This window comes from Streptococcus oralis, assembly GCF_003943385.1.
Taxonomy (GTDB): domain Bacteria; phylum Bacillota; class Bacilli; order Lactobacillales; family Streptococcaceae; genus Streptococcus; species Streptococcus oralis_CA.
Map to the genome: position 1 here is coordinate 139,012 of NZ_RJPI01000002.1, position 25,487 is coordinate 164,498.

The 25,487-nt window shown below is 34.7% G+C and carries 28 protein-coding genes; 3 read left to right on the top strand and 25 right to left on the bottom strand.

The features are described 5' to 3' along the window. Positions 1 to 4: 4 nt before the first annotated feature. The 23 genes from D8803_RS02490 to D8803_RS02605 form a co-directional block, all read right to left on the bottom strand. The gene (locus D8803_RS02490) at positions 5 to 832 is read right to left on the bottom strand and encodes a hypothetical protein (RefSeq protein WP_131200137.1); all 828 of its coding nucleotides are present in this window, start codon (positions 830 to 832) and stop codon (positions 5 to 7) included. Between the two features lie 10 nt (positions 833 to 842). Next, positions 843 to 1,661 (bottom strand): LPXTG cell wall anchor domain-containing protein, encoded by an 819-nt coding sequence (locus tag D8803_RS02495; RefSeq protein ID WP_131200138.1) that lies wholly within the window; start codon positions 1,659 to 1,661, stop codon positions 843 to 845. 17 nt (positions 1,662 to 1,678) lie between these two features. After that, entirely contained in the window at positions 1,679 to 2,779 is a 1,101-nt protein-coding gene (locus D8803_RS02500; protein ID WP_131200139.1) for a phage tail tip lysozyme, read from the bottom strand. Beyond that, positions 2,780 to 4,924 (bottom strand): hypothetical protein, encoded by a 2,145-nt coding sequence (locus tag D8803_RS02505; RefSeq protein WP_131200140.1) that lies wholly within the window; start codon positions 4,922 to 4,924, stop codon positions 2,780 to 2,782. It lies immediately after the preceding gene. A 13-nt stretch (positions 4,925 to 4,937) separates the two neighbouring features. Continuing rightward, positions 4,938 to 7,406, bottom strand: coding sequence for an ATP-binding protein (locus D8803_RS02510; protein ID WP_223805045.1), 2,469 nt, complete (start codon positions 7,404 to 7,406; stop codon positions 4,938 to 4,940). Positions 7,407 to 7,428: 22 nt separating this feature from the next. Beyond that, entirely contained in the window at positions 7,429 to 7,821 is a 393-nt protein-coding gene (locus tag D8803_RS02515; protein WP_131200142.1) for a TcpE family conjugal transfer membrane protein, read from the bottom strand. A 4-nt stretch (positions 7,822 to 7,825) separates the two neighbouring features. Then, positions 7,826 to 8,044, bottom strand: a complete 219-nt coding sequence (locus tag D8803_RS02520) for a TcpD family membrane protein (protein ID WP_000007734.1) — start codon at positions 8,042 to 8,044, stop codon at positions 7,826 to 7,828. 14 nt (positions 8,045 to 8,058) lie between these two features. After that, the gene (locus D8803_RS02525; protein WP_131200143.1) at positions 8,059 to 9,015 is read right to left on the bottom strand and encodes a conjugal transfer protein; all 957 of its coding nucleotides are present in this window, start codon (positions 9,013 to 9,015) and stop codon (positions 8,059 to 8,061) included. A gap of 57 nt (positions 9,016 to 9,072) precedes the next feature. After that, positions 9,073 to 9,546 carry a hypothetical protein gene (locus D8803_RS02530; RefSeq protein WP_131200144.1) on the bottom strand — a complete coding sequence of 158 codons (474 nt, stop codon included), beginning with the start codon at positions 9,544 to 9,546 and terminating at the stop codon, positions 9,073 to 9,075. Between the two features lie 30 nt (positions 9,547 to 9,576). After that, positions 9,577 to 9,792 carry a hypothetical protein gene (locus tag D8803_RS02535; protein ID WP_131200188.1) on the bottom strand — a complete coding sequence of 72 codons (216 nt, stop codon included), beginning with the start codon at positions 9,790 to 9,792 and terminating at the stop codon, positions 9,577 to 9,579. 18 nt (positions 9,793 to 9,810) lie between these two features. Continuing rightward, the gene (locus tag D8803_RS02540; protein WP_131200145.1) at positions 9,811 to 10,179 is read right to left on the bottom strand and encodes a hypothetical protein; all 369 of its coding nucleotides are present in this window, start codon (positions 10,177 to 10,179) and stop codon (positions 9,811 to 9,813) included. A 60-nt stretch (positions 10,180 to 10,239) separates the two neighbouring features. After that, a complete protein-coding gene (locus D8803_RS02545; protein WP_131200146.1) occupies positions 10,240 to 10,512 on the bottom strand; it encodes a hypothetical protein in 273 nt (90 codons plus the stop codon). A 125-nt stretch (positions 10,513 to 10,637) separates the two neighbouring features. Continuing rightward, positions 10,638 to 11,063 carry a helix-turn-helix domain-containing protein gene (locus D8803_RS02550; protein ID WP_131200147.1) on the bottom strand — a complete coding sequence of 142 codons (426 nt, stop codon included), beginning with the start codon at positions 11,061 to 11,063 and terminating at the stop codon, positions 10,638 to 10,640. Continuing rightward, positions 11,054 to 11,374 (bottom strand): hypothetical protein, encoded by a 321-nt coding sequence (locus D8803_RS02555; RefSeq protein WP_131200148.1) that lies wholly within the window; start codon positions 11,372 to 11,374, stop codon positions 11,054 to 11,056. Before D8803_RS02555 ends, D8803_RS02550 begins: the two co-directional genes overlap by 10 nt. Further along, positions 11,371 to 12,600, bottom strand: a complete 1,230-nt coding sequence (locus D8803_RS02560) for a replication initiation factor domain-containing protein (RefSeq protein WP_131200149.1) — start codon at positions 12,598 to 12,600, stop codon at positions 11,371 to 11,373. Before D8803_RS02560 ends, D8803_RS02555 begins: the two co-directional genes overlap by 4 nt. 280 nt (positions 12,601 to 12,880) lie before the next feature. After that, positions 12,881 to 14,629 (bottom strand): FtsK/SpoIIIE domain-containing protein, encoded by a 1,749-nt coding sequence (locus tag D8803_RS02565; RefSeq protein WP_084925723.1) that lies wholly within the window; start codon positions 14,627 to 14,629, stop codon positions 12,881 to 12,883. Between the two features lie 19 nt (positions 14,630 to 14,648). Continuing rightward, positions 14,649 to 15,107 carry a hypothetical protein gene (locus D8803_RS02570; protein WP_084925721.1) on the bottom strand — a complete coding sequence of 153 codons (459 nt, stop codon included), beginning with the start codon at positions 15,105 to 15,107 and terminating at the stop codon, positions 14,649 to 14,651. Further along, positions 15,107 to 15,409: a hypothetical protein gene (locus D8803_RS02575; RefSeq protein WP_084925719.1), complete on the bottom strand. Its 303-nt coding sequence runs from the start codon at positions 15,407 to 15,409 to the stop codon at positions 15,107 to 15,109. Before D8803_RS02575 ends, D8803_RS02570 begins: the two co-directional genes overlap by 1 nt. 93 nt (positions 15,410 to 15,502) lie before the next feature. Beyond that, positions 15,503 to 18,520, bottom strand: a complete 3,018-nt coding sequence (locus D8803_RS02580; RefSeq protein ID WP_084925716.1) for an SspB-related isopeptide-forming adhesin — start codon at positions 18,518 to 18,520, stop codon at positions 15,503 to 15,505. A 161-nt stretch (positions 18,521 to 18,681) separates the two neighbouring features. Continuing rightward, complete coding sequence (locus tag D8803_RS02585; RefSeq protein WP_084925714.1) at positions 18,682 to 20,493, bottom strand: SEC10/PgrA surface exclusion domain-containing protein; 1,812 nt, start codon at positions 20,491 to 20,493, stop codon at positions 18,682 to 18,684. Positions 20,494 to 20,605: 112 nt separating this feature from the next. Then, positions 20,606 to 20,905: a hypothetical protein gene (locus D8803_RS02590; protein ID WP_131200150.1), complete on the bottom strand. Its 300-nt coding sequence runs from the start codon at positions 20,903 to 20,905 to the stop codon at positions 20,606 to 20,608. 5 nt (positions 20,906 to 20,910) lie between these two features. Next, positions 20,911 to 21,324: a helix-turn-helix transcriptional regulator gene (locus D8803_RS02595; protein WP_038806230.1), complete on the bottom strand. Its 414-nt coding sequence runs from the start codon at positions 21,322 to 21,324 to the stop codon at positions 20,911 to 20,913. A gap of 1,732 nt (positions 21,325 to 23,056) precedes the next feature. Continuing rightward, a complete protein-coding gene (locus D8803_RS02605) occupies positions 23,057 to 23,338 on the bottom strand; it encodes a hypothetical protein (RefSeq protein WP_125828202.1) in 282 nt (93 codons plus the stop codon). A 143-nt stretch (positions 23,339 to 23,481) separates the two neighbouring features. Between D8803_RS02605 and D8803_RS02610 the strand changes: the two genes are divergently transcribed. From D8803_RS02610 to D8803_RS02620, 3 genes are all read left to right on the top strand, one after another. After that, positions 23,482 to 23,754 (top strand): helix-turn-helix domain-containing protein, encoded by a 273-nt coding sequence (locus D8803_RS02610; protein ID WP_411756585.1) that lies wholly within the window; start codon positions 23,482 to 23,484, stop codon positions 23,752 to 23,754. A 106-nt stretch (positions 23,755 to 23,860) separates the two neighbouring features. Then, positions 23,861 to 24,193, top strand: a complete 333-nt coding sequence (locus D8803_RS02615) for a helix-turn-helix domain-containing protein (protein ID WP_131200152.1) — start codon at positions 23,861 to 23,863, stop codon at positions 24,191 to 24,193. 1 nt (position 24,194) lies between these two features. Next, positions 24,195 to 24,620, top strand: coding sequence for an ImmA/IrrE family metallo-endopeptidase (locus tag D8803_RS02620; protein ID WP_131200153.1), 426 nt, complete (start codon positions 24,195 to 24,197; stop codon positions 24,618 to 24,620). 107 nt (positions 24,621 to 24,727) lie between these two features. Here D8803_RS02620 and D8803_RS02625 read toward each other — a convergent pair whose 3' ends face one another. Continuing rightward, the gene (locus D8803_RS02625) at positions 24,728 to 25,018 is read right to left on the bottom strand and encodes a hypothetical protein (protein ID WP_131200154.1); all 291 of its coding nucleotides are present in this window, start codon (positions 25,016 to 25,018) and stop codon (positions 24,728 to 24,730) included. A gap of 38 nt (positions 25,019 to 25,056) precedes the next feature. Next, complete coding sequence (locus tag D8803_RS02630) at positions 25,057 to 25,434, bottom strand: type II toxin-antitoxin system HicB family antitoxin (RefSeq protein WP_131200155.1); 378 nt, start codon at positions 25,432 to 25,434, stop codon at positions 25,057 to 25,059. Positions 25,435 to 25,487: the final 53 nt, after the last annotated feature.

Below are 25,487 nucleotides of genomic sequence, written 5' to 3' on the forward strand. Positions count from 1 at the left end.
TACCTTAACTATTTACCACTTTTACACTAACACCTTTCACTGTAAAAGCCTTTCTTCGACTTAAATCTAATCGAATCAATTTGAAATAAAAATCTAATTCTTTTCCAAAAGGATATACTCTAAACACTAAATGAGATACTTCATCTACATCTAAAAATTTCTTTTTCAAAGGAGCTTTAAAACCATTCCATGCTTCTCTATAATGAGAAAGACCTGTAAATCTTTCAACATTCAAAAAACTTAATTCCACGATTTCTTGATAAGCCTCTTTTACTGCACGTGTATTAATCATAACCATTCGCTGGTTTGCATCACTTTCACCTGCATCGACATAGAAATTGATTTCAGGAGGAAAAGGATCAGTCGCCTTCTTAATTCCAAGATATTCCTTATTCAGGATATTCTTAAATAAATATCGCTGAAACAATTTTGTCTGAAACCACTTCATAAACTGATAAATACCAATGCTAAAAAGAGTCATTAAAATCCATAATGAAAATTCATTCTCTTGAAATGGAAAATCCACTGCAATTGAAAAAATCAAGCCTACCACAATGCTTTCAAAAAATGAATAAATGAATCTATCAACACCAAAACGCAACTTTGAAAAAGGAACCGCTAGGATAAAAATAATCATTAAAAATCCTAAATAATTTGGACTAATTTCAAGTATTGCTGATATTTTTTTAATCAAAATGGCACACGCTATCATTTCAAACACTAAAGATTGCCACCTAAACAACTGACCAACCAACCAATTTACTCCACAAATCGCAGATAGTTTATATCCCAATTTATCAGATTCTTTCAAAATTCTAAAAAACTCTTTCATACTATCTCCCTTAATTCAATTTACGTCGACCCAAAACTGTCGCAATCAGTCCAATCAAGCCCCAAACAGTCGCAAAGATTGTACTTGCTGTTCCAGTATTCGGAAGAACTTTTAACTGTCCTTCTTTATCCTTCAAAGCGATTGTACCGTCTTGCTGTTTCACAGCGCCAATTTCGTAAGGTTCTTTTTCTTGATAGTCACCTTCGCTTGTTTCAACGACTACCTTTCCTTGATTGGTAGATACAACTGTATGACCTGTATTCGTTTCAATCGGAGTCTCCTTAATTTCTTCTTTGGTCACATTCAAAGGCTGCGGAGTATCTTTTTCTTTTACTCCAACATTTTCTTCTGCCTTTTGTTTCTGCTCCTTGATTTCAGGAGTATCTTCTACAGTAGACTTCCTATCTTCTTTTGGCGTTTCTTCCTTCGGTTTGTCTGATGGAGTAGGTGAATCAACCACAATGCCTTTATTGTCCTTCTCCTGCTGTTTCTCAGAATCACCACCCAAATCCAAATTATCATTCACTTTAGGCGCTGGTGTCTCTGCAGGCGCTTCTGATGACTTGTCTTTTTCCGTAGGTGTTACAACAATACCACCTGCTTTATCATCAATAGGTTTCTCACTTTCACCACCAATCACAACCGTTGATGACTTGTCTTCCTTTGGTTTTTCTTCCTTCGGTTTTGTTTCCGTTGGTGGAGTTACTACAATACTTGTCGTATCATTTGTGACCTTACTATCACCACCAAGCGAAAGTGTATCCGCAAAAGTCGTCGTTGCCGAACTCAAGATAGCTACAGACAACAATGTTACAAATTTCTTATTCATATTTTTTCCTCTTTTCTTTATTTTCCAATCACATAATAAAAATTCTTCGCTTCCTCAGCACTAAATACACGATAATCTGTGATTCCAGTACCTTGTCCACTTTTGACAAAATTACATTCAGAAATCAATATTGACCCATCGTCTTTCACATCTTCGACGAAAGCTACATGACCATAAGTTGGGTGACCACCTGCCTGCCTACCTTGGAAGCTAACAGCAGAATGTTTTGTAGGAGTATTCGTTACTTCATACCCTGACTTATGCGCCCAATCTTGACCATTACCCATATATGGATCAAACTGTATTCCAAATTCTTTCGCTCGATTAAAGACATACCACGTACATTCACCATAAGGATAGGATTGAGTGATATAGCCTTCCTTAGTGATTTCCTTGTCAATAGAGTATCCGTTCGGTATCTCCATCGCAACAGCTCCAGGAGCAATATCTAAGCTACCAGCTATGGCATTGCCACTTGACGAGCCATCCGATTCAATCGTTCCCTTAAAGACTTCATACCACTTCTTGCTGTCCTTTTCCAGTTTTTCTAGTTTAGTCTGTCCGTCTGAAAGCAATACACCCTCATAATGTTCTGACCAATACTTGGCGCTTTCAAAAGGATCAGTCGCTTTTTGCATGTAGTCCTTAACTTTTTTATAGCCATGATTCAACTCATAAGACATTAATTCTAGTTCTACCGTACTATCTAAAGTACGTGAACTTGCATTCGCCCATCTATCACCATTGATAGTATTTCCGTCCCAGCCTGACCATTGAAAATAGCCAGCAACTCCACCTGACGGATTCGTTAGTTTTGGATCAAAGTCACTTTCTCTTTCTGCATTCGCCAAAGAACCACTAGCACCTTCCAAAGTAAACTTTTCTCTTGATAGTTGCCAGTTTAGAATCTTAATGACATCTTCTGCCCTTTCGACAGAGATATTAGCTTTTTGAGCCACTTCTTGCGCTGTTAGACGTGTTCTTTTTCCAGTTGTGCTTCCTGATGAACCACCAGCAGAACTTGTAATCAGCCCACCAAGAAGAAGCATCAAAAACAAAAAAGAAAGTATCGGTAAAAAGAAGCTAAGCAGGGCAAAGGTTCGTCTAGTCTTTTTCATCTACGTAGCTAACCTTTCTTGCAAACCAAGTCTACCTTTTTTCTTCTGTAGTTTGCGAATTCTTTCTTTGCGTTCCAAGCGTTTCAAAGATGGCAAATCAACCGTTTCTTTCCATACACCATTTTCAAATGTTCTTGCCTTTGGTCTATGACCCTTTATTTCCTGCTTTCTGTACATATTTTCACGGACTCTATTTTCTAAAGTCTCGTAATTTTTTTTATTTACTCCTTTCTTATCTATATCCTTTTCTCCATAGTTTTTGAAATACTCGACTTTCATTTTGGCTCGGTCAAGCATTTCTCGTCTATGTGCCTTTCTCCATTCAACCTTTTTAGCACGTTTTATCTTTCGAGCCATATAGTCATCATTTTGAGGGATTTCCATTTTGGCTAGATTGCTTCTTTTTTCCAAGCGATTTTCATTCCAGTTTTTCAAGGGTTTTGCCTTGTCACCGACCCATCTTTGAGCATTATTTTTGGTGACTCTTGCTAAGGATTTGACCCGGTTAGGAACTCTATCCCCAACTTTTGTCGCCATCGTTTTCATCCTTTGCAAGTTCATTCCATTTCCTAGACGACCTAATCGACCTCTTGTCAAACTAGAAAGAGGATTCCCCTTTCCATTCATAAAGGATAGCAGGTTGTGTCTATTCTTAAATAGCCACCAAATCACAATACATTTCAAAAACGTTGCTACAAGACCAGGTCCTCCACCAAAATCTTCTATGAAACTTGACATATTTCCATAAACGATTGGAACAATCACACTTGCCAAACTAATAGCAGATGAAATCAACAAGAAAGAAATCCCTTTTTTAGAGATACCACCAAAATAATGACTAAATTGTGGAAATAAGCTCAAAATTAAAGCAAATGGTAAAATCAACAACAATACAGCATAAGAAAGCAATATCACTACTCGACCTAGCCCCATTGAAAGATACACAACACCAACCACAACTACATCAAAAATTGAGGTAAAAGCATAAGTGAACTTATCAGACCATTCATCAACCAAATTTTGACCTTTGACATCTTCTGTTTCGTTTTTATCATTCTTTTTGGTCAGGGCTTTGATTTCTTTATCTGATAACTTGAAATTTCCTTTACCTTCCTGATAATTAGTCAACTCTTGAAAATCTTCCTCTGAAAGATAATAATTTCCCTCACTATCTTTTTTGGAGTTCATATTCTTGTATGCAGGTATAATCGTTGAGTTAAAATAACTTTCAGCCATAGAAGCATCTACAGTACCCACCTTTTTCACAATCTCGGTCTGAAATTCTTTTGTAATTTCATCCGTGACATTATATAGGTGAATAGGAAGATAGCGCTCAGGACTGCCATTGATTGAAATTTTAGTGAAAAAGCCACCAACAACCGCAAAGACCAAACCAAGTTTCAAAGCCGTTTTAAATACTTGTCCGCCTTTGACCCACACAGACAGAATATATACAGCCATAAAAACACCTGCGATATATTTTGTCGTTGCACCAAACAAGACAGAGAAAACAGCGCTTGCCATTTCTACAACCTTGTTCAAGAAAGGCGATACATCCGTCATTTTTTCAACAGCAGATACTAGACTTACGATGATTCCAAACAAAAACTTAGAGAACCAGAAAATAGCTTGAACGACTTTGTTTATCCAATAATTTCCGACTTCACCAAGACCAAACAGACCTTTATCAAAATAGACATAGCTGGTCAAGCGTTTCATCTTTGTCTTGAAATTGGCATAACTTAATTTTGTATTGGCTTTTTCTTCCTCTTCCTTCTTTCTCTTTTCTTCTTCTTGCTTTTTTTGCGTTTCCTTGACACTATCAGCAACACCTTGATTCGCATTTGCACCGACAACATCCGAACTTCTTCTTAATGTATCATCAGCAATTTTTTCTAAAGGGTCTTTATTTTCAGATGGACTAGGCTTAACAATACTAGAGCTTGCACCTGTATTACCGCTATTGGGAAGCGTTAAGCCATCACTAGAACTAGATGAGCTTGTCGAAGAAGACTTATCTTTCACAAAAGCTGGAGTTTCAGATAGCGTACCATTCGGAAGCGAAACTGTTCCTATATCCGCAAAAGCCAACAAAGGAAAGAAAATAGAGAGTAAAAAAACAAACAGAGCTAGTTTCTTCTTCATCTTTTCTCCTTTGCTAGCCTGTAGACTTCAGATTCGTTGTAACAGTTTCATACAATGGAGTTATCGAATCATATATCGTACCATCCACTGTAATTCTTTCTCTTCGACCAAAAACGTCAGAGAAGATACACTGTCCCATTGTCTGATTTTCAACCCATGCCTTAGACAAATCGTCTTCTTTGATTTTGAGATGTTCCAAAATCGAAGACGTTTCACTATCTTCTGAAAAAGCAAAGACTGTACCAAAACCAGTACCATCATCTTCAGTTGAAACATCTTTTACAGATTGAGTTGCCAAAACTAAGAAATTATTAAACGAACGACCTGTACGCTTGATTCTCGCCAACAGTTGACGACCACTAGGAGTCAACGAAATTTGCCAAGCCTCATCCACATACAGCAAGGTTTCTTGTGTTCTATCTCTTTCTCCAAAATCAGCACAGAAGAAGGTTAAACCGTACATAACCGCAAGACTTCGCAATTGAGTATCTGTCATATCCTCATAATTAGAGGTTTTAGGCATATCCAATCCAGCAATTTCAAAAATCGTAATCTTATTATCACACTGCAGAGACTTATTAGAGCCATCAGAGAAGCACAATTTTAACAAGGTATTTTCGCCCATTTTTGACAAATAACGACCAATCCTTACTACATCTTTGTCTTTCTCCTCCTCAAAAGTCTTAAACAGATGTAACATTCCAACCGTTTCTCCATTTTGTTTCCTATCCCAAACCTTATCAATATTTTCCAACAAGTAAGATTTCAATTTCTTAGAATCCTCTTTGTCTAAAACGGTAGAGATTAAGACCGAAGCAATTTCTGTCAACGTTGTCTTTTCATCAATATAAGCAAATGGATCCAGAACTCCAATATTTCTATCCTCCTTCATATCCAGCGTTACAAAGTGAATAGATTTGATATACTCTTGAACTTCTTTATGAATATTCTGTTCCTCATACTCCTTCAAAATCTTCATAAACTGATTTCTTATTTCAGACTTAGGATCAATATAAGCCGACTTGATTTTTAAGAAACTATTCAACGTAAACAACATTTTCATCAAAAATGATTTTCCATTTCCAGTCGCTCCAGTAATGGCAACATGAGGATTATTAGTAATCTTATCCTTAATCCCCATTTTATTCGCCTGAAGCAAATTTGAAAAGACTAGACGATTACTTGCTTGTAAGGCTGCCATAAAGTCACCACCCCAACTCGCAATTTCATTGTCTATTCGTGCAATAGGGAAGCCAACCTTGTTTCCCACCTCTTTCGTAACAAAAAACATATTCTGACAGAAACCTTCCAAAGAAGTATATTGCACATAACTTTCACGTTTTTTATCCAACAATTCTGTAAAGCGACCTTTATAGAAAAGATACAACCTATCGGCATAACCTCTTGCAAGAGAACCTCCTAAGTTAGCTATAAGCTTACTTAAAATATCATATCTTTCCTCAATCTCATCCTCATCATCACCAGTCACAACCAAGAAATGGAGAAATTCAACCATTTTTTCTTTACTTTCAACCTTTTCTTGATAGTCAACTAACATTTGATGAGCTTCTAACACTTCTAAACGTTGAATATCGCCATCTTCCTCAATTTCAGCAACCACATTCCCCAAATTTTTACGTTTGTTTCTTGCTTTCTTTTTAGAAGAAGAAACACCCTTATCTGCCGAGAACGCAACTTTATAGATACTTTCTACAGGAAAATCTAGCAACTGCAATTCTTCTTGTAGATGAATCGAAGATACATTTTGAGGATAGTCCACAATTGGAAAACAAGCGACCAAATTATCATCATCTTTATTCTCCAATCGCAACACTTTGTGATTCTCAAAATAAATATTTGTATCATCGATATTATCGATACAATTCTTAATTGCATCTACTTCTGTTTCCTTGTCATAAAATTGACCTCGTAAGAATTGCAAACGAGCTAAAAATTCCAACTCTGTTTTTTCAACTTCACGAACTCTCAATTGATGCAAGGCACTTTTTAAAGCATTCTTCTTTAATTGCCAATCCTCATACCAATTTAAAGGAGGTAATTCACCCAGTCCAAGCAACTTCAACGTTTCTTTTTTGTAGAAAGACATGCTGTCTTTTAAAGTCGAAACTAAGTCTGGACTGATATTGTTTGATTTTAATGGAACAGAGATATAATGCTTGTACTCAAACAAAAACTCAATCTCATCCTCAATCTTTTCTTGCAGACTATCCATCATCAAGTTTGCTAAAGGCGCTGTACCGCTATCTTGGTCAATATCTTGGCGCAAGAGTTCAAATCGCTCATACAAATCTATCGGAATAGGAATCGTATGCAATTCAAAATCACCATAGACCGATATTTGACTAAAAGCTGAAAAAGCGGTTTGTTTAAACCGCTCACGTCCCCTCTTGTCTATCGTAACCAAAACCTCACTAGGAACTTCAAAGACTGCAAAAACACCACCATTTTTACGTAATATCAAACTGTCCGCAAAGTCCCAGTAATTACTCGTAATTTCCACGATAAATCCTTTCTATTTTTACATATCGTTTACCTTTATTTATATAATACTTTTTACCGTATCTTCCATGATGCCAAAAATAAAAAATGTAATCACGTAGATAAATCACTATCGTTTTACCATCAATTTTATTATTAGTCAGAATTTTCCCCAATTGCCAGCCTAAAGCAGAACCAACAACTAAGCACCAACCCCACTCAAGAAAACCTACTGACATCAAGAGAAAAAAGAAAATCGGAGTAAAAAAGATAAAATATAATAGAGTCGACATCTCAACCGAAAAAGGCAAACTAAAATTATCCGATAACTCTTTTACAAATATAGGCTGGTCAAAACCACGCTTATACGAAAATAATTGTTTCTCTTCTTTTTCCATAGGCTTACTTAAAAACTTCTAACAATTTATTAAATAAAGTCGCAGGAGCTTTCAATACAGTTTCTGGACTTAACAAGAACCATAAAATTAAAGCACCAGTCAAAATGGATACCAAAATACCCCAAGTCTTTCCTTCCCTCCAAGCTCGAATCGCTTTACTAAATACAAACAATCCAATCAAAGGGACACCCAACTTATCAACTAAATACTGAAAAAAACTCATTTATCTCATTCTCCTTAATTTTCTTTTGTTTTATCTTTCGCATAATCAAATGGAATCTGATGCTCCATTTTATCTACAAAATAACTATCTTTATCTTTCCTTAACTCGAAAGAAAAATTCTCGCTATGACTTGTACCTAAAACATCAAAGGTAACTTGTACATAAGCTAGTGTCTTATCACTACCTTTTACAAAATAGGTATAATCAATGCTTTTAACAGTTGCTCCACCAATTGTTTTGATATTTTTTGAGATCAAATCAAGATTCGATTGACTGCTTGTATAATTCTTGAAGAACAATTCAATAAAAGCAACCAAATCTTTTCTGTCATTTTCACTCAGACCATCATTTGCCGTCAAAACCAATTGCTTTTCTTTGTCAACATCCTGACTCTTAAAATCTGTAACAGGAGCAAACCAAGGCAAGCCATCAACATAATAGCGACCGTCTTTTTCAACGTATGGTATTGAAAACTCGATTGATACACGTTGAACCTTGTTATCAACCTTTGTATCATAAGTCACTGCATAAACTGCAACTCCATCTTTTGCCATAAGCAAACGACCACTCACAATAGACATATCTTGCTTGGACTGTCCTTGGTTTTTAACACTAGGCGGTGTTCCATAGAATTCATTCAAACGCTTTGCGTTTTCTTCACTATCCTTCTCACCTGCCTTATAAGTAAAATAATAGCTTACATAGCTATCCAAAAATTGCTCCAGTCGTCTATCAATTTCCTTATTATCTACCTTAGCAATCTGATTCTTTTCAAATTCCTTCACTTTAGATACATTCTTAATTGATAAAACTCCAGAAGCACCTACAAAGACCACAAAACCAATCAACAAAGAGCCAAAAATTAGATTCGCACTCTTTTGATTAATTTTCTTAGGAGTGTATACCTTCTTATCAGAAAGTTTCTTTAACCTTTCTTGATTTTTTTCTCTTTTTTTAAATTTTCTTATCATTTCAAATAGATTACCTCAATTTCTTCTTTACTCCTTATTTTCTACTTCCTTCAAAAATCAAAGATTAACCTTTCTATAAAATCCTTGGGGAGTATTTAAGACTTCTCCTTGATCCACAAATCCCTGAAAAGCTATTACCCAACTTCCAGTCTCACAGATATAATTTACAACAGATTGATAGTCTAATCCTTTTGTTACTTCAAAGAAAGTTTGCGCTTCATCTTTAGAACAAAATCTATAATATGTAGTCACAATTTTAGTTACAGGCACATAACGCTGTAATTGAAATTTCACAACGAATTCGTCACCATCATACAATTCCAATACTGCTTTCTTCAGCAAGTAAACCTCTTCAAGCGACATGATTTTATCAACTTCCCAATCTGTAATACCACAAATAAAAAAGTTATCTTTATCAATGCCTCTTTCCTGCATTCTTTCGAAAACTTGTTCTTTACTGTATTTCATAATATCCAGTTCACAGAGAAATTCAAAATTCCCTTCGTTCAGCACTCTTATATTTGCTATCATTTTGATACAAAGTAACCTTTACTCCTTCCTTTAACCACTTTCCACTTGTTTATTCAACTGTTCCAAATCTGCAACAGCAAATAAACCATATCCAATAAATCCTGAACCCTCATAATCAACAATTTCAATAGTTTCATCATAAGAGCCAGTCAAACCAATCACAGACAACTTTCCAAAATATAAAGGCAAGCTAAACCAAGCCTGCCTTCCATTTTTTGGATTCTTAATCAATACTTTTGAACCCATTTCAACATCAACCATTCTCTATTGCAAGAAATACCAGCTATCGCCTTCATGACCTAAATAGGTATATGATTCGCTTAGACGACTAACAATTTCTTCTTCATGTTCCTCTACATAAGCAAACAAACGATCTTCATTGACTAACTGCTCATATTCCCCATAATTCAAAATCTTAGCACGTTCAATCAATGCTTCCTCAGTATCAATTTCTATAAATGAATTGATATAAACATTGTTTGGATTACAAGAACCAAACTCTTTAAATTCAACACCATCAAAATGTCCATTTAAACGATCAATAATTTTCTCAGGTAGTTCAAGAAAACCTTTACCCAAAGCATAACTCTTACAAACATCAGAATAGCTATCATAAATAACTTTAACACTCATTTTTTTCTCCTTTCAAAAAGAAAAAAAGGAAGCCAAACTTGACTTCCTTCACCATTTTAACTAAATTGAAGCACTACGCTCCAAATTGCTTCCAATCGCAAAAGCACGATTTGCAACTTTATTGTATGCCTTATTCATATCATAATAACTCGCCAAATCATTTTTAATACACTGAATTACTTGATAAGATAAAGTCAATTCTTCTTCATTCTTAAGAAGCCCATTCAACTCCCCTGCAAGTGACCAAGATTGCGAAAAATCTTTTTCCTTCAATTTTTTAGCAAGTTCATTCGACAGTTCAATTACTTGTTTATCTTTTCCTTTTAGTTCCATTTCAATTACCTCTTCATTCATTTTTCTATTTTTTATAACTTGTCCTTAACTAAAAAGAAGGAGAACGTTTCTTAACTTTCATCTATTTTCTCCCAAACAACCAATCCAACGAAATTTCAAAAAAATCAGCTATTTTTTTCTAGTTTCTCATAACTAGGTTTACACTTACCATTTTCCCAATCACTATAAGAATTTTGCTTTATTCCGATTTGTTCTGCTAATTCTTCTTGACTAATTCCATGCTGTAAACGTAATTCTTTAAGTCTTGCTGAAAATAATTTCTTTTTTTCTTCTTCTTTTTCTTTTTTTAACTTTAAAAAGGTTTCTTTTGATATTTCTAAATAATCATTTAGTAAATAATCAATCGAAACATCAAATATACAAGCTAACAGACTTAAATTCTCATAACTAGGTTTGCGATTTCCACTTTCCCACTTTTGATAAACAGCTTGTTGTATTCCAAAAAAATCAGCAACTTCTTGTTGTGTAAATCCCTCTTTCTTCCTTAACATTTTTAATTTTTCATGAAATTTCTCCATTCCTAAACCCATCTTTCTAAATGAAATCTTTCAATCAACTTTAAACATTCTTCTTCCATATCTTCTTTATTCCTTCTTAGCAACCCAAACCACAATAATTTTCTTTTTACATCAACTTCATTCGCTAAATACCTTCCATATTCTGCATTCAAGCGTTTCAGTTCATCCCAATCACATTTTCTCTTTGTCTGGTTGTACTTTTGTGATTGAAATTCAATATAGGCTTGATACTCTCTAGCAACCTTACTATCAATTACTCCATCATAAAAATTTCTGTCAGGAATCAAATAGACAATCTTTTCAATATCTTTATATTCAATCATGTAAGACTCCCTAACTGACTTTGAAGAAATTCTAGTTCTTTTCGTTGTCTTGGCGTAATTTCTCCTGAACTCATTATTTTTTTCATATTCTCTTGCATGAACAATCGATCAATCTCAGAAACATACACTAACGAATTAGAAACCCTCTCAACAAGCCATCTTATCGTTCTTTCTACAGAATAAGGCTCAGGACTAACTGAAAGTCTGATTGCTTCGTCATTTCCAAAAAGACTTTGCCACTTGCTATCATACATTCTAAAACCGTGTTCATCAGTACCATCATAAATCTGAATTGCACCTTGAAATATCGACCTTGTCAACTCAGCAATCTCAGCACCTTCTAAAACTTCTGTAACAAACGACCTTGCCTTGCCTTGTGAAAATCGAACCTCATACCGATTCCATATCCCAAACAACCTTACGCTATCTGATACGCTTATCCCTTCTTTCTTTGCTATCTCATATCTTTTTTCATAAAAGTTAAAATACATTTCAGACTGCCGACTACCAAGATAAATTGATAACCCTTGTCTATTTTCTATTTCTAAGGGATTCTCAAAATCAAATCCACCTCCACCAACAAATGAAAAGTTTCTTAGATATGGTGAAACAATTTCTTGATTATAATATCTAGTTACTAGAGATGATAAATCAAAGTTATCCTTTGAATCTTCCTGAACCATTTCATCAACTGCAACATCTATCCTAGTAACGCTAAAATCATTTCCATAACGCTTCTGAATTTTTTCTATAAAATCAATCCAAGTTATATTTTCATTTTCAAGATAGACTTCTAACTGTCTGCAGCCTTGACCGCTTAATTGAACCGTAATTCTGTTTTTATCTTCTCCATTCTCACTGTACGAAGAATTAAATCCCAAAAACCAAATATCCCCATATCGATACAACAGTTCATATTTCATAAATGAGGTCGTTTCAGGTTTAGGCATTATATCAAATCCAAAAAATTCTTTCGCAACAAAATAGACATCAATTTCATTATGAAGTGTAAACCTGAAATAATCCACCATATATCTTGTAAGACTAGCATCACATCTTTTCAAACTAAATTGATTTTTTATTTCTAAAAAATCTGTTTTTTTCAAAGTTCTATAACCATTCTCGTAAGCCTTTAGCGTAGAAACAGGAATACCAGTCTTTATCGATAGTTCTTTTCTTGTCATTTTTTGTTCTTTTCTAAACTCTTTTAACTCTCTTCCGTCCATTTCTCCTATAAAACTCCTTATTTTTACTAAAAGAGATACAAGAAATTGCAAAAAGGACACACCTCGAAGCCACGTGGCTGTAAGTGCGAAGTGCATTTTGTAACTCTTGTTACCCACCTATTAGAATAGGTGGGTTAATTAGTTGAATAGAGCCTACTAGTGACCGCTAGTGACCGCAGGCGCTCGTCGCTTCGCTTCCTCGCTTCTGCTACTAGCTACTAGTAAGCTCTATTCAACCAACTCTTATCTAAACAAAAAAGAGGAGAATAGTTCTCCTCAATCAATATTCTTCAAAAGGATAGTCTTCTAGTATTTCAGTCCATTTCTGAGTACTAGTTTTCTTCAACTCAAACAAATCTTTGACCAAGGCCATCTGTCTTTTATCTAAATACAAAAAACCATCTTCTCGACTAACAGTTATAACATCTTTTTCTTCCAATTTATTCAATAGATTTTGAACAGATGAAAAACTAACACCAATAGTCCTTGAGAAATCACTCGCCTTCACAAGATCACCAAGATTGTTTTCTCCCTTCTGTCGTTTACTAGACATCAACTCCTGAATCAATTCAGGACTAGCCTTCTTTACTTCTCCTTTTTGCAATTCCTCTTGTGCTTCCATTTCAGCTTGAAGATTTTCTTTTTCTTCTTCTGATAATTGAGCATTCGGATTTTCTAAAGGGTTGAAAGGATTCTGTCGTCGCTCAATCTTCTCATATTCATCAGTAAAGGAGAATCCCTTTTCTAACAACGGAGAATAAAATTCTCTTGCGACTTCTCCATATACACTAGCATACCCTCGACCATATACTCGTTTACCACCAAGATATTTCACATACTTAAATTCCTTATTTCTATTGACTTCCCCGAAGGCTAAGTCATAGCCGACCTCGTCCAATCGACCAACAGAAATTCGGAAATTGATATTCGCTTGTAGTTTTGAACCTAAATCTTCTCTTGAAGGCTTCTGCATAGCGATAACCGCAAAGCAACCAGCTTGCCTTCCAAGTAGTAAGAATTGACCCATCGCATTATCCAAGCGCTGTCTAGTTTGAAAATCAAGCATAGCACACAAAGCATTGTATTCATCACACACTAAGAAATAAGGTTCAAGACCATACTCATAAAACTTACGTAAGTCCTTATCCCCATTTTCTTCACGTTTTTGTCGCATATAAGCATAGCGAGCAAACATGATACCAACAGCCCTTTCAATCATTTCAACAATGTCATTAACCTGATAAGAAATACGACCTTCAAAGGCTTTCTGTTCTGCCATAGTCACAAAGTCTGCTTGTTTTGGATCACAAATATCCACCACTCCAACTTTAGCCATAGCACGAATCAATGTCCTTAGTAATACCGTTTTACCACCACCAGTACCACCACAAACAAGTAAATGAGGGTCATCAATAGGATTCCAATACAGATTTTTCATCAATTGAATACCCTTATCAGAATACTCCACATCAGTTACCTTGATTCGATTCAAAAAAGCAGAATAGGCTAGTTTGTAAGTTTTAAACTTTATATCGTCCTGAACTTCCATAAAGTCCATAAAGAACGTTGTTTCAAGTTCACTACCAATCTTCTTAAACTTATCCTGAAACTTATTTCCAGCCATTTTAAAAGCAATTTCCAAATCATAACGATTTTGCTTCATGTAAACAACAGGAAAAACAACTTTATCTCTAGTTCCTGAATCTGTCTTAACCTTTTTAGTATAGGTATATCCATTTTCCCGCAAAAAGAAAGCTAACCTAGATTCCCTTTCCCTCTTTTGAAAATAGAATATTCGCTCCTGCGACAACCAAGTCAAATAAATACTTACACCAATTATCAGAATCAACATAACTACTGAAACGACAATAGAGAAAATATCTACATTCTTGATTTTCTCAAAATTTGAATAGACAAAAAAAGCTAGTATAGGACTAAACAACAAAAAGAAAAAAGAAAAAATATAGTACCTCAATTTTTCCATAAAGGGAAATATTCTAACCCCTCTATAAGCCGGAAATAAACTCATATCTTTTCTCCTTTAGAAATTATCCCTTGTGTTCCTGATGCTGTTCTTGCTTCTGATTTTGTTTAGGTTGACCACCTACTCTTTTGAGTTTATCAACTACAAAAACAAAACGATGTTTGTTAGGCTCAACTTGATTACGGTCAGCCTTGCGCATACCATGATAAGCAATAAGTAAAGTATCAAAATCAATAGCTTCCTGATAACCAAGATTCAAAGCATCAATTTCTTCTGCTGACTGTTCAGTTACCTTCAAGAATACAGTATCTTCTTGTCCTTCTGAATAAACAAGAACTTCAACTCCATCATAATCACCCTCACCAGTTTCAAGATCAACATTCACAAATTGAGCACCTTCATTTTTAACAAATTTACATGCTCCCAACACTTCTTTTGGATTCAGCAACAAATCGTTCAAGATACGATATTTTTTCGAAAAAATTTCTACACGATTCCCAAGTTCAAGTCCATTTTTAGCCATTATTTATTTCCTCCTACACGTTTAAGTCCTTTAGCCAATACATTCGTCGAAGCAGAGAAATTTACTCCTTCAACATAATCTTCCATAAAGATAGGATCAATCGCTTCAACTTCTTCATTCGGTTTGTAAACGGTCATATCCTTTGGAGTAATAATAGAAAACATACCATGTTTTGCATTCATTACAATATGACGTGTTCCATCAAATGGCTTGCCCTCAATAATCACTGGAGCTTTTTCAGAACGAACATAATTTGCTTTCCCGATTGCTTCAGGATTAAACTTAAATTTTTCAATTTTCATTTTTTTAATTTTCCTTTTCTATTTACATTTTTCAAAAATAAAAAGGTGGTAGTTCCTGTTACTCTACCACCTTCTACAGCGCACTAAACTATTTTATTCCACTTCTTTCTTACTCTTCAAACCAACTAGTCCTAGCATAGACAAGATACCAATACCAACAAATCCAAACATACTAGAACTAGAAGCTGTTCCAGTATTTGGAAGCGATGCTTGTGGTTGTGGCTTGTGTGGTTCTTTAGGCTCTGGTTTTGGAGGTTCTGGCGTTGTGGTTGTCACTTTAGCCGTCATCTCTTGTAAATTGACTGTATTGATAAAGGTATTTTCAACCTTACCAGCCGAAATGCGTTCGACTTCTAGATAGAAGTCTGCATCAAACGTGCCTTTTACACCTAATGAGTTTAAGAAGTCCTGGTTAATAACATACGACCATTTGCCTTCCTTTTCGTTCCATTTAACGGTCACAATTTTCTTAAGGAAGTTAGGATCCGTATCTTGGTTCACTTCAAACAAGAAGGCATAAGTTGTACCTTTAGCGAGATGATTACCAGCTTTGACTACTTTACCATCCTTCAGAACAACGTCATAAGGAAGAACCAAGTCTTTCTCAGCTGTGTACTCTGTCCCTTTGAAAATCCCTGACCACTTACCTGTGAATCGATCATGAACCACATCCAACTGGTCACTACCATCATATTGGAAGAGGCTATCGTGTTTAGTAGGCACGGTTACACCGTCAAGTAGATAGCGGATGTATTGGCCAATCTGTACTTCTTGACCATCCAAGACTTTTTTATTATCCTTTTGGTCCACAGCGTGTTTTTCAGGCTTGATGTCAGGAACTTCAACAGTTACCAAATTAGACTTATGATCAATTCCAAAATCGATCTGATGGAAATCATTTTGAACCTTTTGACCTTCTTTTACCAACAGTTTAGCAAACAAATCAAAAGTCACATTTTTACCTTTAGAAACGTAGTTCTTATAGTAATTAGTATTGTCTTTTGGAATCCACATATAGAACTCGCCTTTTGGCGAGAACCCTGATTCTTTCAAGATTTCATTAACAACATCTGTTCTTCCCTTATCAGAAAGAACATGATACATGTTAAATAACTGCTTCACATCTTTTCCTTCATCATCAGTTGCCTTAATTTTGGCATCATCGACCATATAGGCACCGTCTTGCACATCGTCTACAATCGCAAAACGTTTTGCGATTGACTTAGGTGATGCAGTAAATTTTGAATAAGGAGCGTAGTCAGTTTTCAACTTAAATTTCACATTCTTGTCAAATGTTGTTGCTTCGTTAATATCATTGCCATGTATATCTTCAACAGATTTTGTAGGATTTACAGATGGTTTGTAGCGCAAGTTAGCATAGCGCACATGCACAGTACGAGTTTTTACTTTACCCGGCTCAGAAAGATATTCAGGATCAGGAATTGTATCCTTTTCATGTTTTTCAAGAGTAGGCTTGATTGGCGGTACTGGAGGGATAATCGGTTTAGAAATAGAGGCATTACGACCCCATAGTTGAAAAGCAAAATCAGGCATGAATAACTCTTCATCACTCATTGGATCTTTTCCTTCAGCTTTTCGACGTTCATCAGAAGCCTTACGAACCGCATCCCATTCAGCTTGAGAGCGTGTCGCAAGAGACTTGTTTCCAGTCGAATAAAACAAGTGCATACGCTCACCATATCCAGCAGATAAAATCGAGCCAACAGGAACATCAGCTTCATCACTTACATTCTTATAATAATGATCACTTGCCTTCCAACGATTCAAACCAGAAGGATCATCATATCCCATTGGAACATCCCAGCGATGTTCACCCTTGTAAACAGTCTTGCCATCACGATTAGCTTCAACAACATCTGATCCACTTGGATTCTTCACAATTCCTGTAGTACCATCTTCATACTCCCAGCGTAATTCTTGACCAAAATCAATATCACTAAATGCAGAAACCATTGCCAACTTAATTTTCTTACCTGTACCTTCTTCAAAATACTCAATATCAGTATCAACCGCCTGCATATTGAACACATTAAAGTTAATTGCACCCGTCACAGAATTTTTCTCATGTGAAACCAACATACGATGATAAACAGATTCCACACCATCCTTTTTCCATTCAGGAGTTACAGACTTAAACGTAAACTTAGCAGAAATTTTCTTGCCTGATTGTGTTTCCCCAATGTTGTGAATCGTAAATGAATCTCCAACTTTAGGCTTGTTCACAAATTTTCCTTCCGTATCACGCCAAGAATAATCTTCCAGCAAACCTGCTCGACTTGATGTAATCTTTGTGTCAGCATGATAACCCAAGTAATCTTTCACCGTCTCAAGACCAGAAACACCATCAAATGCAACCTTAAAATTCTTGTAATAATTCATACTTCCACGACCAGCTTCATTGTACTCACCATACATTTTCACACCAGTTGCAGAACCAGCAAGTCCCAATTTTTCCAAATCAGATTTTGCTTGTTTGAATTCCTTTTCTTTTCCAAGATATTTTTCATATTCTTGATTATATTTCTTCTGAGCGTCATCGTTACGCTTATCAATCTGATCATTCTTTTCTTGAAGGTCTTTTTTAGCCTTCTCATGAGCCTGACGAATTTTTTCGTTTTCATCCTGAACATGCTTCTTCTCAGTCTCATTATCTGCTACATCTTTCTTGTAGCCAGCAATTTCAGTAGAAACCGTATTTGCTTGATTCGCATAATCCTTTTCTACACTAGCTTGTTTCTTCGCAAGGTCGTCTTGCCCCTGAGCAACACCTACATCCACAGGAGAATCCTGTTTCACTTCTAAACCTGCTTTCTTAGCTTCAGAAACAGCCTTATCAACAGTCGAATGATCAACTACAACATCGACGGTAGTATTCTTCTTGGCAATTTCGTCCTGCTTAGGTGCTTCTTGTTTAGGTGCTTCCTGAACAGTTTTTGGCACATTTTGATTTGCACTCAACTCGTCAGCAGATACACTACCTGATGAAAAAGCCATAGCAAGAGCAGCCATACCCAAAATTACTCCACAAGCACCATACTTCTTAAATTTACGAATTGAACCAAACTGTTTTGTTTCTTGTGTTTTAAACATACTTTCTTTTCTCCTTTTTTTAAATAACATTTTTTCTCATTATTTTTGAACTCAGTTCTCTTCTCATGAAGGAGAACGAGATCTCTTAAAAATCATTTCAACCATTTCAATTTCCTTTCCAAAATAAAAAAGCCAGTTTTTAAACTGACTTTTTATCTATATCAAATCCATTTTCCTGAATAGTCAACACGATATTTGCCTTGAACAATCTCATTACGAGCATAAGAGCCATCAGATTTCAAATAATACCAACCGCCCCAATAACTATCGTAAATCCACTCATTCACAGCCATAGCTCCACTAGATTTGAGATAATAGCTGCCCTGCCAAGCGTTGCTTACCATATAACCACCACTCTTGAAATAATACCATACACCATCAATCTTCAACCATTGATGATTAACATAAGCACCACCTTCTTTTAAATAAAACCATGACTGATAATAATTATCATAAATCCACTCTTTATCTGCCATCTTACCATTAGACTTCAGATAATAGCTTCCTTGCCAACTATCACGAACATAAATTCCATTTGATTTTAAGTAATACCATGCCTTATAAGAATTATCATAAATCCATTCAGATTCTGCCATTCTACCATCTGACTTCAAATAATATGAACCTTGCCATGTATTAGTCAAACGTTTTCCAGCATTATAAAAATACCATGAACCATTCTCTTTTAACCAGCCATTCTTACTAACAGTAGAGCTTCCCTGTTTCGATGACGAAGCATTCGTTTTTGGTTTATCTTGTTTTTGTGTCGATTGAGAAGGTTTCGTAGTAGCAGAATTCTTCTTATCCTGTTTCTCTTTTCTTATTCTCTCCTTTTCTTTTTCTTCCTCTTCATTTAACTTATCAATTTCTTTAGAAATCTTTTCATACTCTTTATAAGAAAATTGTAATTTTTCCAGCTTACTTTTTTCAGATTCCAACTCTTTTTCTTTCTTTTCAAGAGTTAATTTTCTGTTACTTTCTGTAGTATTCGCAGGAGTTTTTGTACTAAAATTCTTCTTAGTTGACTTTGAAAGTTGACCATCAGAAACTGTAATGAAACTCATTTCCGTACCATCTTTCAATAAATTCATTGAAAATCCAAAATATTCAGCCTTACTAGGTTCACCCCAATTTAAACCTGAAATAGAATTGGCATGAAGGAATTCATCACCATCATACAAAAATCTTAAAATTGCATCATAGATAGCACGTTTTAATTCTGCTCTAGTAGATTGTTTTGAAACCGAAAAAGAACCTGCACTATTCTCATAGTATTGATACCCATTCTCTTTTTCTTCTTGTTCTTTACCAGACGTCGGCAAACCGTATTCTCTAGCAACTTCGTTAATGCCCTTCACATAGTGCCAATCCCAAACTCCTCTATTAGCTTCCTTCACCTTAGCAGAAAGTTTACTAGCAAAATCAATGGACGATTGAGCAAGAGTTACTTCAGGAGTTCCCATTTGCCTTCTTACTTGATTAATCATATCAAGAGCAAAATAATTCAACTCGATCACTACATCTTTAGGAAGTTTATCTACATCATAAACTTCTATTTCATCAGAAGCAACAGTTACAAAGTTATTCTTCTGCAAGACTAACTTTGCACTCTCAGATTTTAGTATTTCTTCTGCCTGATCTCGTTCTTTTTCACTCTTACTATAATCAAAATTATCCTTTAATGCTTTAGCATAAGCAGGACTTACCTTAATAGTATTCTTTTCAATATATGGAACTTTCAAGGCTTCAACTTGTTTCTTCAAGCTATCAACCTTATTCTCAGCTTCAACAAGTGAATACCAGCGACCATCAGCCAAATAACCAGTAACACCGTTCTTCTTAGCAAGTTCACTTCTTTGACTATCCAATTCTTTAATCTTAGACTGTCTCGCAGAATCTGCATGAACAACACTACAACTAAACGCAAGCAAAGTTGCAGTTGAAATCAAAGCAAACGACCTTTTGAAATTCATTATAAAATCCCCTTTTAACAATATTATTTATTCCATTATAACATATCTTCCAATTCAATCATTTTTGAACCATTTTTTTACAAGGATAAAATTCCATACAGATACTCCTACTTTAATCTTCAATAATCACCCCATCTTCTAGGAAACGGTGATACGTTTTTTCAATTTTCATTTCAATCTTACTACAATAGCTACGAGTAACTTNACCAACCGCATACAAACGATTATACAAATCTTCACAACATCTTTTTGAAGAGACATAAACATCAGCACCATTTTTTACATGAGCATAGATTTTCAAATTCCAACAAAATCGTCTATAAATTCTATTGTATTCTCCCAGTATCCATTCTTCAGAATACGTCTTTACATCTCTTTCTCCTTTCAAAAGAACATCTTTGATTTTACTCACCTCTCCTAACCAATCTTTTCAATTAACTCACGTAGAAATTGTTTTACTTCAGATTTTCGTGCATACTTCGTCCTATCATTTTCTATAAAACGAATCATTTCATCATAAGGTTTACCCTCAGTCATCATAACAATCAAACCATGAGAAAACTGATGATGACAACCTAAATTGTCTAAATCTTTAGTTGACAAAACCTCGTCTCGATCAACACTAAAACTTTCTTCAACATTAAAGAAATCATCAACTTTACAGTTATAAAGATAAGCCAATTTATATAGTTTCTCAAGACTAGGTTCACGTTCCCCACTTTCATATCGAGCATACGCTTTCGGTTGAATCTCTAAATACTTCGCTAAGTCCTCTTTCGACTTATTATACATTTCTCGATACAAACGAAGTCCCATTGACACATTCAACATAAATCCTTTTCCTTTCTACTTCCTACTTACATACATGTGATAATCGAAAAGAAAACCACAAACAATACAAATACAAACAAAATTACTGGATAAATAAATATCCAGTAAATCAAAAATAGCAACAAAATAAGCATAGACAATAGCATTCCAACTCTTACTAAGTAGATCCAAATATCCATCTTTCCTCTTTTCTATTCTCTACTCATATTGTTAGTTTACATAAAAGAATACTTCTTATATTCTCTTGTGAAAACTAACAATACTTTCAATTCTTATCAGGACAAAACCTGTTTTATAAAAATCTAGTTATTGTTAATTTTTGTAAAAATAAAAAGGCTTATTTCAAAGCCTTTTTACGTTTTTTTAATAGAATATAGCAATATAAAATGTATGCTCCTATCTTCGCATACTTTCAGCTTCTCAGCTTACTACCTGCGCCAAGGTCACAAATTTAAAGATAACTCAATATCCCCTCTTTCTTACCCAAAGGCATTAGCAAGATTTTACTCTCACACACCGACCATACAACACATAGACCTCACTATCTCACTCTAGCTACCTTCTAAGAAGTATCATTGACTGTTCTCAGCCGTCAGTTTCCTTTTCTTATCTACTAAGGCAAAAGGACGAAAAACCCAACATGAACTTTACAAACTCTAAACTCTTTGCCAACTCCATTTACTTATGGTATAATAATACCAATTCAACAAAAAACAAAATATCGTAAACAGCTTAGTAAGATGGAAACACACTTTGCTGGATTTTTGTTTTCAAAAAATATTAGAAAAGAGAAAATTATGACTGAAATCATTATCAAAACAATATCTATCATTTACAACATTTTGAAGTTGCTTATTCATCTTTACATTAAATCTTTTGACTCAAATCCATATTTGACAACTTTTGCTACAATATTCATCATTGTACGTTATCTATGGTTTCCTTAACGTCAGCAAAGAGTTTAGAATCTATAAAGTTTTGTAGATACATTTCATGGAATCTAGTTGGTAGATGTGGCTGAGTTTAAGAAAGTTAAAATAAAGATCACACCTAAGCACGTAAAAGACCATTATCAATTTACTGAGGAAGAGTTTGAAAAGTTTATCAAACTTTCTAAGCAAATTGATGAAACAACTAAACTCCATGAAATATATCTACAATCAAGCAACTCTTGACATTTTCCCAAAATTCACATATAATTAAATTGCTACATTTAATATTCGTGTTTGGTCAGTGTCTATCATTGCCTGACACGTTTTTTTATTTAATTTTCAAAGACCAATAACTACTATCGTTAGTTAGAGAGATAGCTTATATCTGTTATCACTTTCAAAAGGAATCACTCAATCATCTACTTGAAACAAAACTCATATTTGCAAACTATTGATTATTCTTCTTAAAAGTTTTAGATACACATAAGTCTCACTCTAGCTAGCTTTAATAGCTCTAGCAGTACAACCAAGTACGAGTTGATTGTACTAAAGAACCATTAAATTAAATAAAGGAATCTATATTATGGCAAGGAGTAAACAGCACCCTTTCGTCCTTCAAGGGAACCACCTCAAAGATGATTTCAATTCTCATAACAGAAATTGTTATCAAGAAAATGGAAAGAAAGTCACAAAGAGGAAAGTTGATAAAGTTAAAAATATGGACAATGCTTTCAAGACCCGCTCGAAAGGAAAATGGACTATGCTAATTCCTATCCGCAAAGGAAACGAAATCATCTTTCCTAGTCGAAAAGAATAGTCTCAAAGTCAATGTAATCTTCAGGCGGAACTTCGTTTATCTCCTCGTCCATTTTTAACAAGACCTTACCAAGAGCTTGTCGATACATCAAGGAAACACGTTCAATATCTTTTAGACGAATATCAGCAAGTTCTTGCATATCATATTTATCTCTAAGACTTTCCACCATTTCAAGATTATCTTCACAAATTCTTGAAATATCTGAAATAAACGAGAACATTTGTAATTTTGTTTTCTCTTTATTTGAGAAAGTTGACTGTTCCATTTTCTACTCCTCATTTATTTTATGAAAGGTATTGACTTTTTATTGTCATTTGATTATATTTCTATTATATAACTTTTTGACTATATCGTCAATAGGTTTTTTAAACTTTTTTTATGTTTTCTAAAAAATTAAAAGAATTAAGATTGAAAAACAATCTAACCCAAAAGGAAATCGCTGAGAGATTAAACATTTCTCAACCAGCTTACCAACAATGGGAAAGCGGTCGGCGAAGACCTACACTCACAACCCTTGAAATGTTTTCTGATTTCTTTGGTGTTTCTATCGAAGAACTTCTATCTGACGGAACGGTTCGTATCGAATCAATCCTAAACGCTGATAAAATCTCCTACAATAACCAACTACTATCAGATGAAACCATTGATTTTATTAAGAAAACTATAAAAGATTCATTATAGCTGTTTTGTTTTATCGCTATCAGCTATATTTATATTATATAGCTATTGGCGATTTTTGTCAACACTTTTTTGAAAAAATTTATTTTTTATTTAGAAAGGATCTCTTATGTTTTCCGAACGACTAAAAGAACTAAGAAAAAACAAGGGCTATACTCAAAAAGAAATTGCTCAAGAGTTAAATATAGCCCAATCAAGTTATGCAGATTGGGAACGAAATAAGAAAAAACCTACTCAAGAAAAACTTACCTTGATAGCTGACTTTTTCAATGTTTCTACTGATTATCTGCTAGGTCAAACCGATACTCCAAATTCAACTCTCGACGCAGACATCGATACAGCTATAGATAACTCAGTCGCCTATAATGGTATACCCATAAAAGATAACGATAGAATGATTATCAAAGACTTCCTAAAAGAATACTTTGCAAACAAGAAATAGTATGGAACTAAGAAAAGTCATAGAAGAAATCGAAGCCCTAAATTGCAAGGTTGTCTTGTTAGACTATTTAGAAACAAAAGGTCGTTATCTTTTTGTAAATAATCAACACTTCATCTTTCTACGCTCCGACACTACAGATATAGAAAAAATCAATATCCTACTACACGAGAAGCACCATTTACTGAATGATGACTCCCATAACTCCCTTGCTCATATCGATACCTTCTCACAGCGCATCGAAAACAGAGCTGAAAAGGGGAGAATTCTTGATTTTATGAGCCTAATCAACAGCGAGTATCCGATAGATGAACACTTCAACTACCATGATTATCTCAAAAATGCAGGTATACCAAGTTCCTACGAAGTGTACGTGAAAGAAATAGCCACCGAATTTTTCAAAGAAAATAAAAAAAATAACATTATCTAAGATAGTGTTATTTTTTCTATTTCCGAACAAATTTTAAATACCTGGTTGCCTATTTTGACCCAAAAAGCGAATTAAATATCCAGGAATGTTTGATTTTCCTTCGCCTTTTACTCTAAAATCACAGTTCCCCAAAGTTCATCATTACAGGATACAAACAACTCATTAACCGTGCTAGCTAGAGAAAAAAATCCGCCTTTTCCCTTTTTACAAAGCATGAATTCAACAAAATAGACTTCTAAATCCCCTTCATATTCTTTGTTAATTGTCTTAACTTCGTTAAAATCCATCTTATCTAATTGATTCGGATACTCCTTCAAAAAGTCCTTCACAAAAAAATTAAACTTTGAAACCATATTTTTGGGAAGTCTATCGTGATAATTTATTTNTTTAATTTCCATATTCTATCTCCTTAAGCATCAATAACTATTCTTTAAAATCAAACTTGCAATTTCTTCTCTAACGCTTGCGCCAGCACTTCTGAATAGTTAATTTTCTCTCGATCAGCAAGACGAACTAACCATTCAGGAACAGTCACATTTTTCCTAATCGCCTTGTTACTTCTCACAAAAGGCGCAGGATCGACTTGAATCATTGATACAAAACCATCTGAAACCTCAATCTTTAAAATATCACTTGGAGTAGGCAGCGCCATCCCTTCATCGATATAAGAAGCTAAAACATTTTCAAGCATTTCATGAGCATTTTTCATCGCTTCTTCGATATTTTTTCCTTCTGTACCACCGCCAAATTCTGGGAATTCTACCCAATATCCTGTTCCTTCTTTATGAAAAATAGCTGGATACGTTTTTAACATTCTACTACCTCCAACATTCTACTACCTCTGATGTAAAAAGACTTAGGAAAGTA

What these genes read in the sequence shown, in the direction of transcription:
- D8803_RS02620 (WP_131200153.1), top strand. Translation starts at nt 24,195, where the DNA reads ATGGAACTAAGAAAAGTCATAGAAGAAATCGAAGCCCTAAATTGCAAG.
- D8803_RS02560 (WP_131200149.1), bottom strand. Translation starts at nt 12,600, where the DNA reads ATGGACGGAAGAGAGTTAAAAGAGTTTAGAAAAGAACAAAAAATGACA.
- D8803_RS02530 (WP_131200144.1), bottom strand. Translation starts at nt 9,546, where the DNA reads ATGATAGCAAATATAAGAGTGCTGAACGAAGGGAATTTTGAATTTCTC.
- D8803_RS02585 (WP_084925714.1), bottom strand. Translation starts at nt 20,493, where the DNA reads ATGAATTTCAAAAGGTCGTTTGCTTTGATTTCAACTGCAACTTTGCTT.
- D8803_RS02490 (WP_131200137.1), bottom strand. Translation starts at nt 832, where the DNA reads ATGAAAGAGTTTTTTAGAATTTTGAAAGAATCTGATAAATTGGGATAT.
- D8803_RS02515 (WP_131200142.1), bottom strand. Translation starts at nt 7,821, where the DNA reads ATGGAAAAAGAAGAGAAACAATTATTTTCGTATAAGCGTGGTTTTGAC.
- D8803_RS02545 (WP_131200146.1), bottom strand. Translation starts at nt 10,512, where the DNA reads ATGGAACTAAAAGGAAAAGATAAACAAGTAATTGAACTGTCGAATGAA.
- D8803_RS02595 (WP_038806230.1), bottom strand. Translation starts at nt 21,324, where the DNA reads ATGTTGAATGTGTCAATGGGACTTCGTTTGTATCGAGAAATGTATAAT.
- D8803_RS02575 (WP_084925719.1), bottom strand. Translation starts at nt 15,409, where the DNA reads ATGAAAATTGAAAAATTTAAGTTTAATCCTGAAGCAATCGGGAAAGCA.
- D8803_RS02605 (WP_125828202.1), bottom strand. Translation starts at nt 23,338, where the DNA reads ATGGAACAGTCAACTTTCTCAAATAAAGAGAAAACAAAATTACAAATG.
- D8803_RS02570 (WP_084925721.1), bottom strand. Translation starts at nt 15,107, where the DNA reads ATGGCTAAAAATGGACTTGAACTTGGGAATCGTGTAGAAATTTTTTCG.
- D8803_RS02525 (WP_131200143.1), bottom strand. Translation starts at nt 9,015, where the DNA reads ATGATAAGAAAATTTAAAAAAAGAGAAAAAAATCAAGAAAGGTTAAAG.
- D8803_RS02535 (WP_131200188.1), bottom strand. Translation starts at nt 9,792, where the DNA reads ATGGGTTCAAAAGTATTGATTAAGAATCCAAAAAATGGAAGGCAGGCT.
- D8803_RS02565 (WP_084925723.1), bottom strand. Translation starts at nt 14,629, where the DNA reads ATGAGTTTATTTCCGGCTTATAGAGGGGTTAGAATATTTCCCTTTATG.
- D8803_RS02500 (WP_131200139.1), bottom strand. Translation starts at nt 2,779, where the DNA reads ATGAAAAAGACTAGACGAACCTTTGCCCTGCTTAGCTTCTTTTTACCG.
- D8803_RS02495 (WP_131200138.1), bottom strand. Translation starts at nt 1,661, where the DNA reads ATGAATAAGAAATTTGTAACATTGTTGTCTGTAGCTATCTTGAGTTCG.
- D8803_RS02550 (WP_131200147.1), bottom strand. Translation starts at nt 11,063, where the DNA reads ATGGGTTTAGGAATGGAGAAATTTCATGAAAAATTAAAAATGTTAAGG.
- D8803_RS02540 (WP_131200145.1), bottom strand. Translation starts at nt 10,179, where the DNA reads ATGAGTGTTAAAGTTATTTATGATAGCTATTCTGATGTTTGTAAGAGT.
- D8803_RS02555 (WP_131200148.1), bottom strand. Translation starts at nt 11,374, where the DNA reads ATGATTGAATATAAAGATATTGAAAAGATTGTCTATTTGATTCCTGAC.
- D8803_RS02630 (WP_131200155.1), bottom strand. Translation starts at nt 25,434, where the DNA reads ATGTTAAAAACGTATCCAGCTATTTTTCATAAAGAAGGAACAGGATAT.
- D8803_RS02580 (WP_084925716.1), bottom strand. Translation starts at nt 18,520, where the DNA reads ATGTTTAAAACACAAGAAACAAAACAGTTTGGTTCAATTCGTAAATTT.
- D8803_RS02615 (WP_131200152.1), top strand. Translation starts at nt 23,861, where the DNA reads ATGTTTTCCGAACGACTAAAAGAACTAAGAAAAAACAAGGGCTATACT.
- D8803_RS02520 (WP_000007734.1), bottom strand. Translation starts at nt 8,044, where the DNA reads ATGAGTTTTTTTCAGTATTTAGTTGATAAGTTGGGTGTCCCTTTGATT.
- D8803_RS02505 (WP_131200140.1), bottom strand. Translation starts at nt 4,924, where the DNA reads ATGAAGAAGAAACTAGCTCTGTTTGTTTTTTTACTCTCTATTTTCTTT.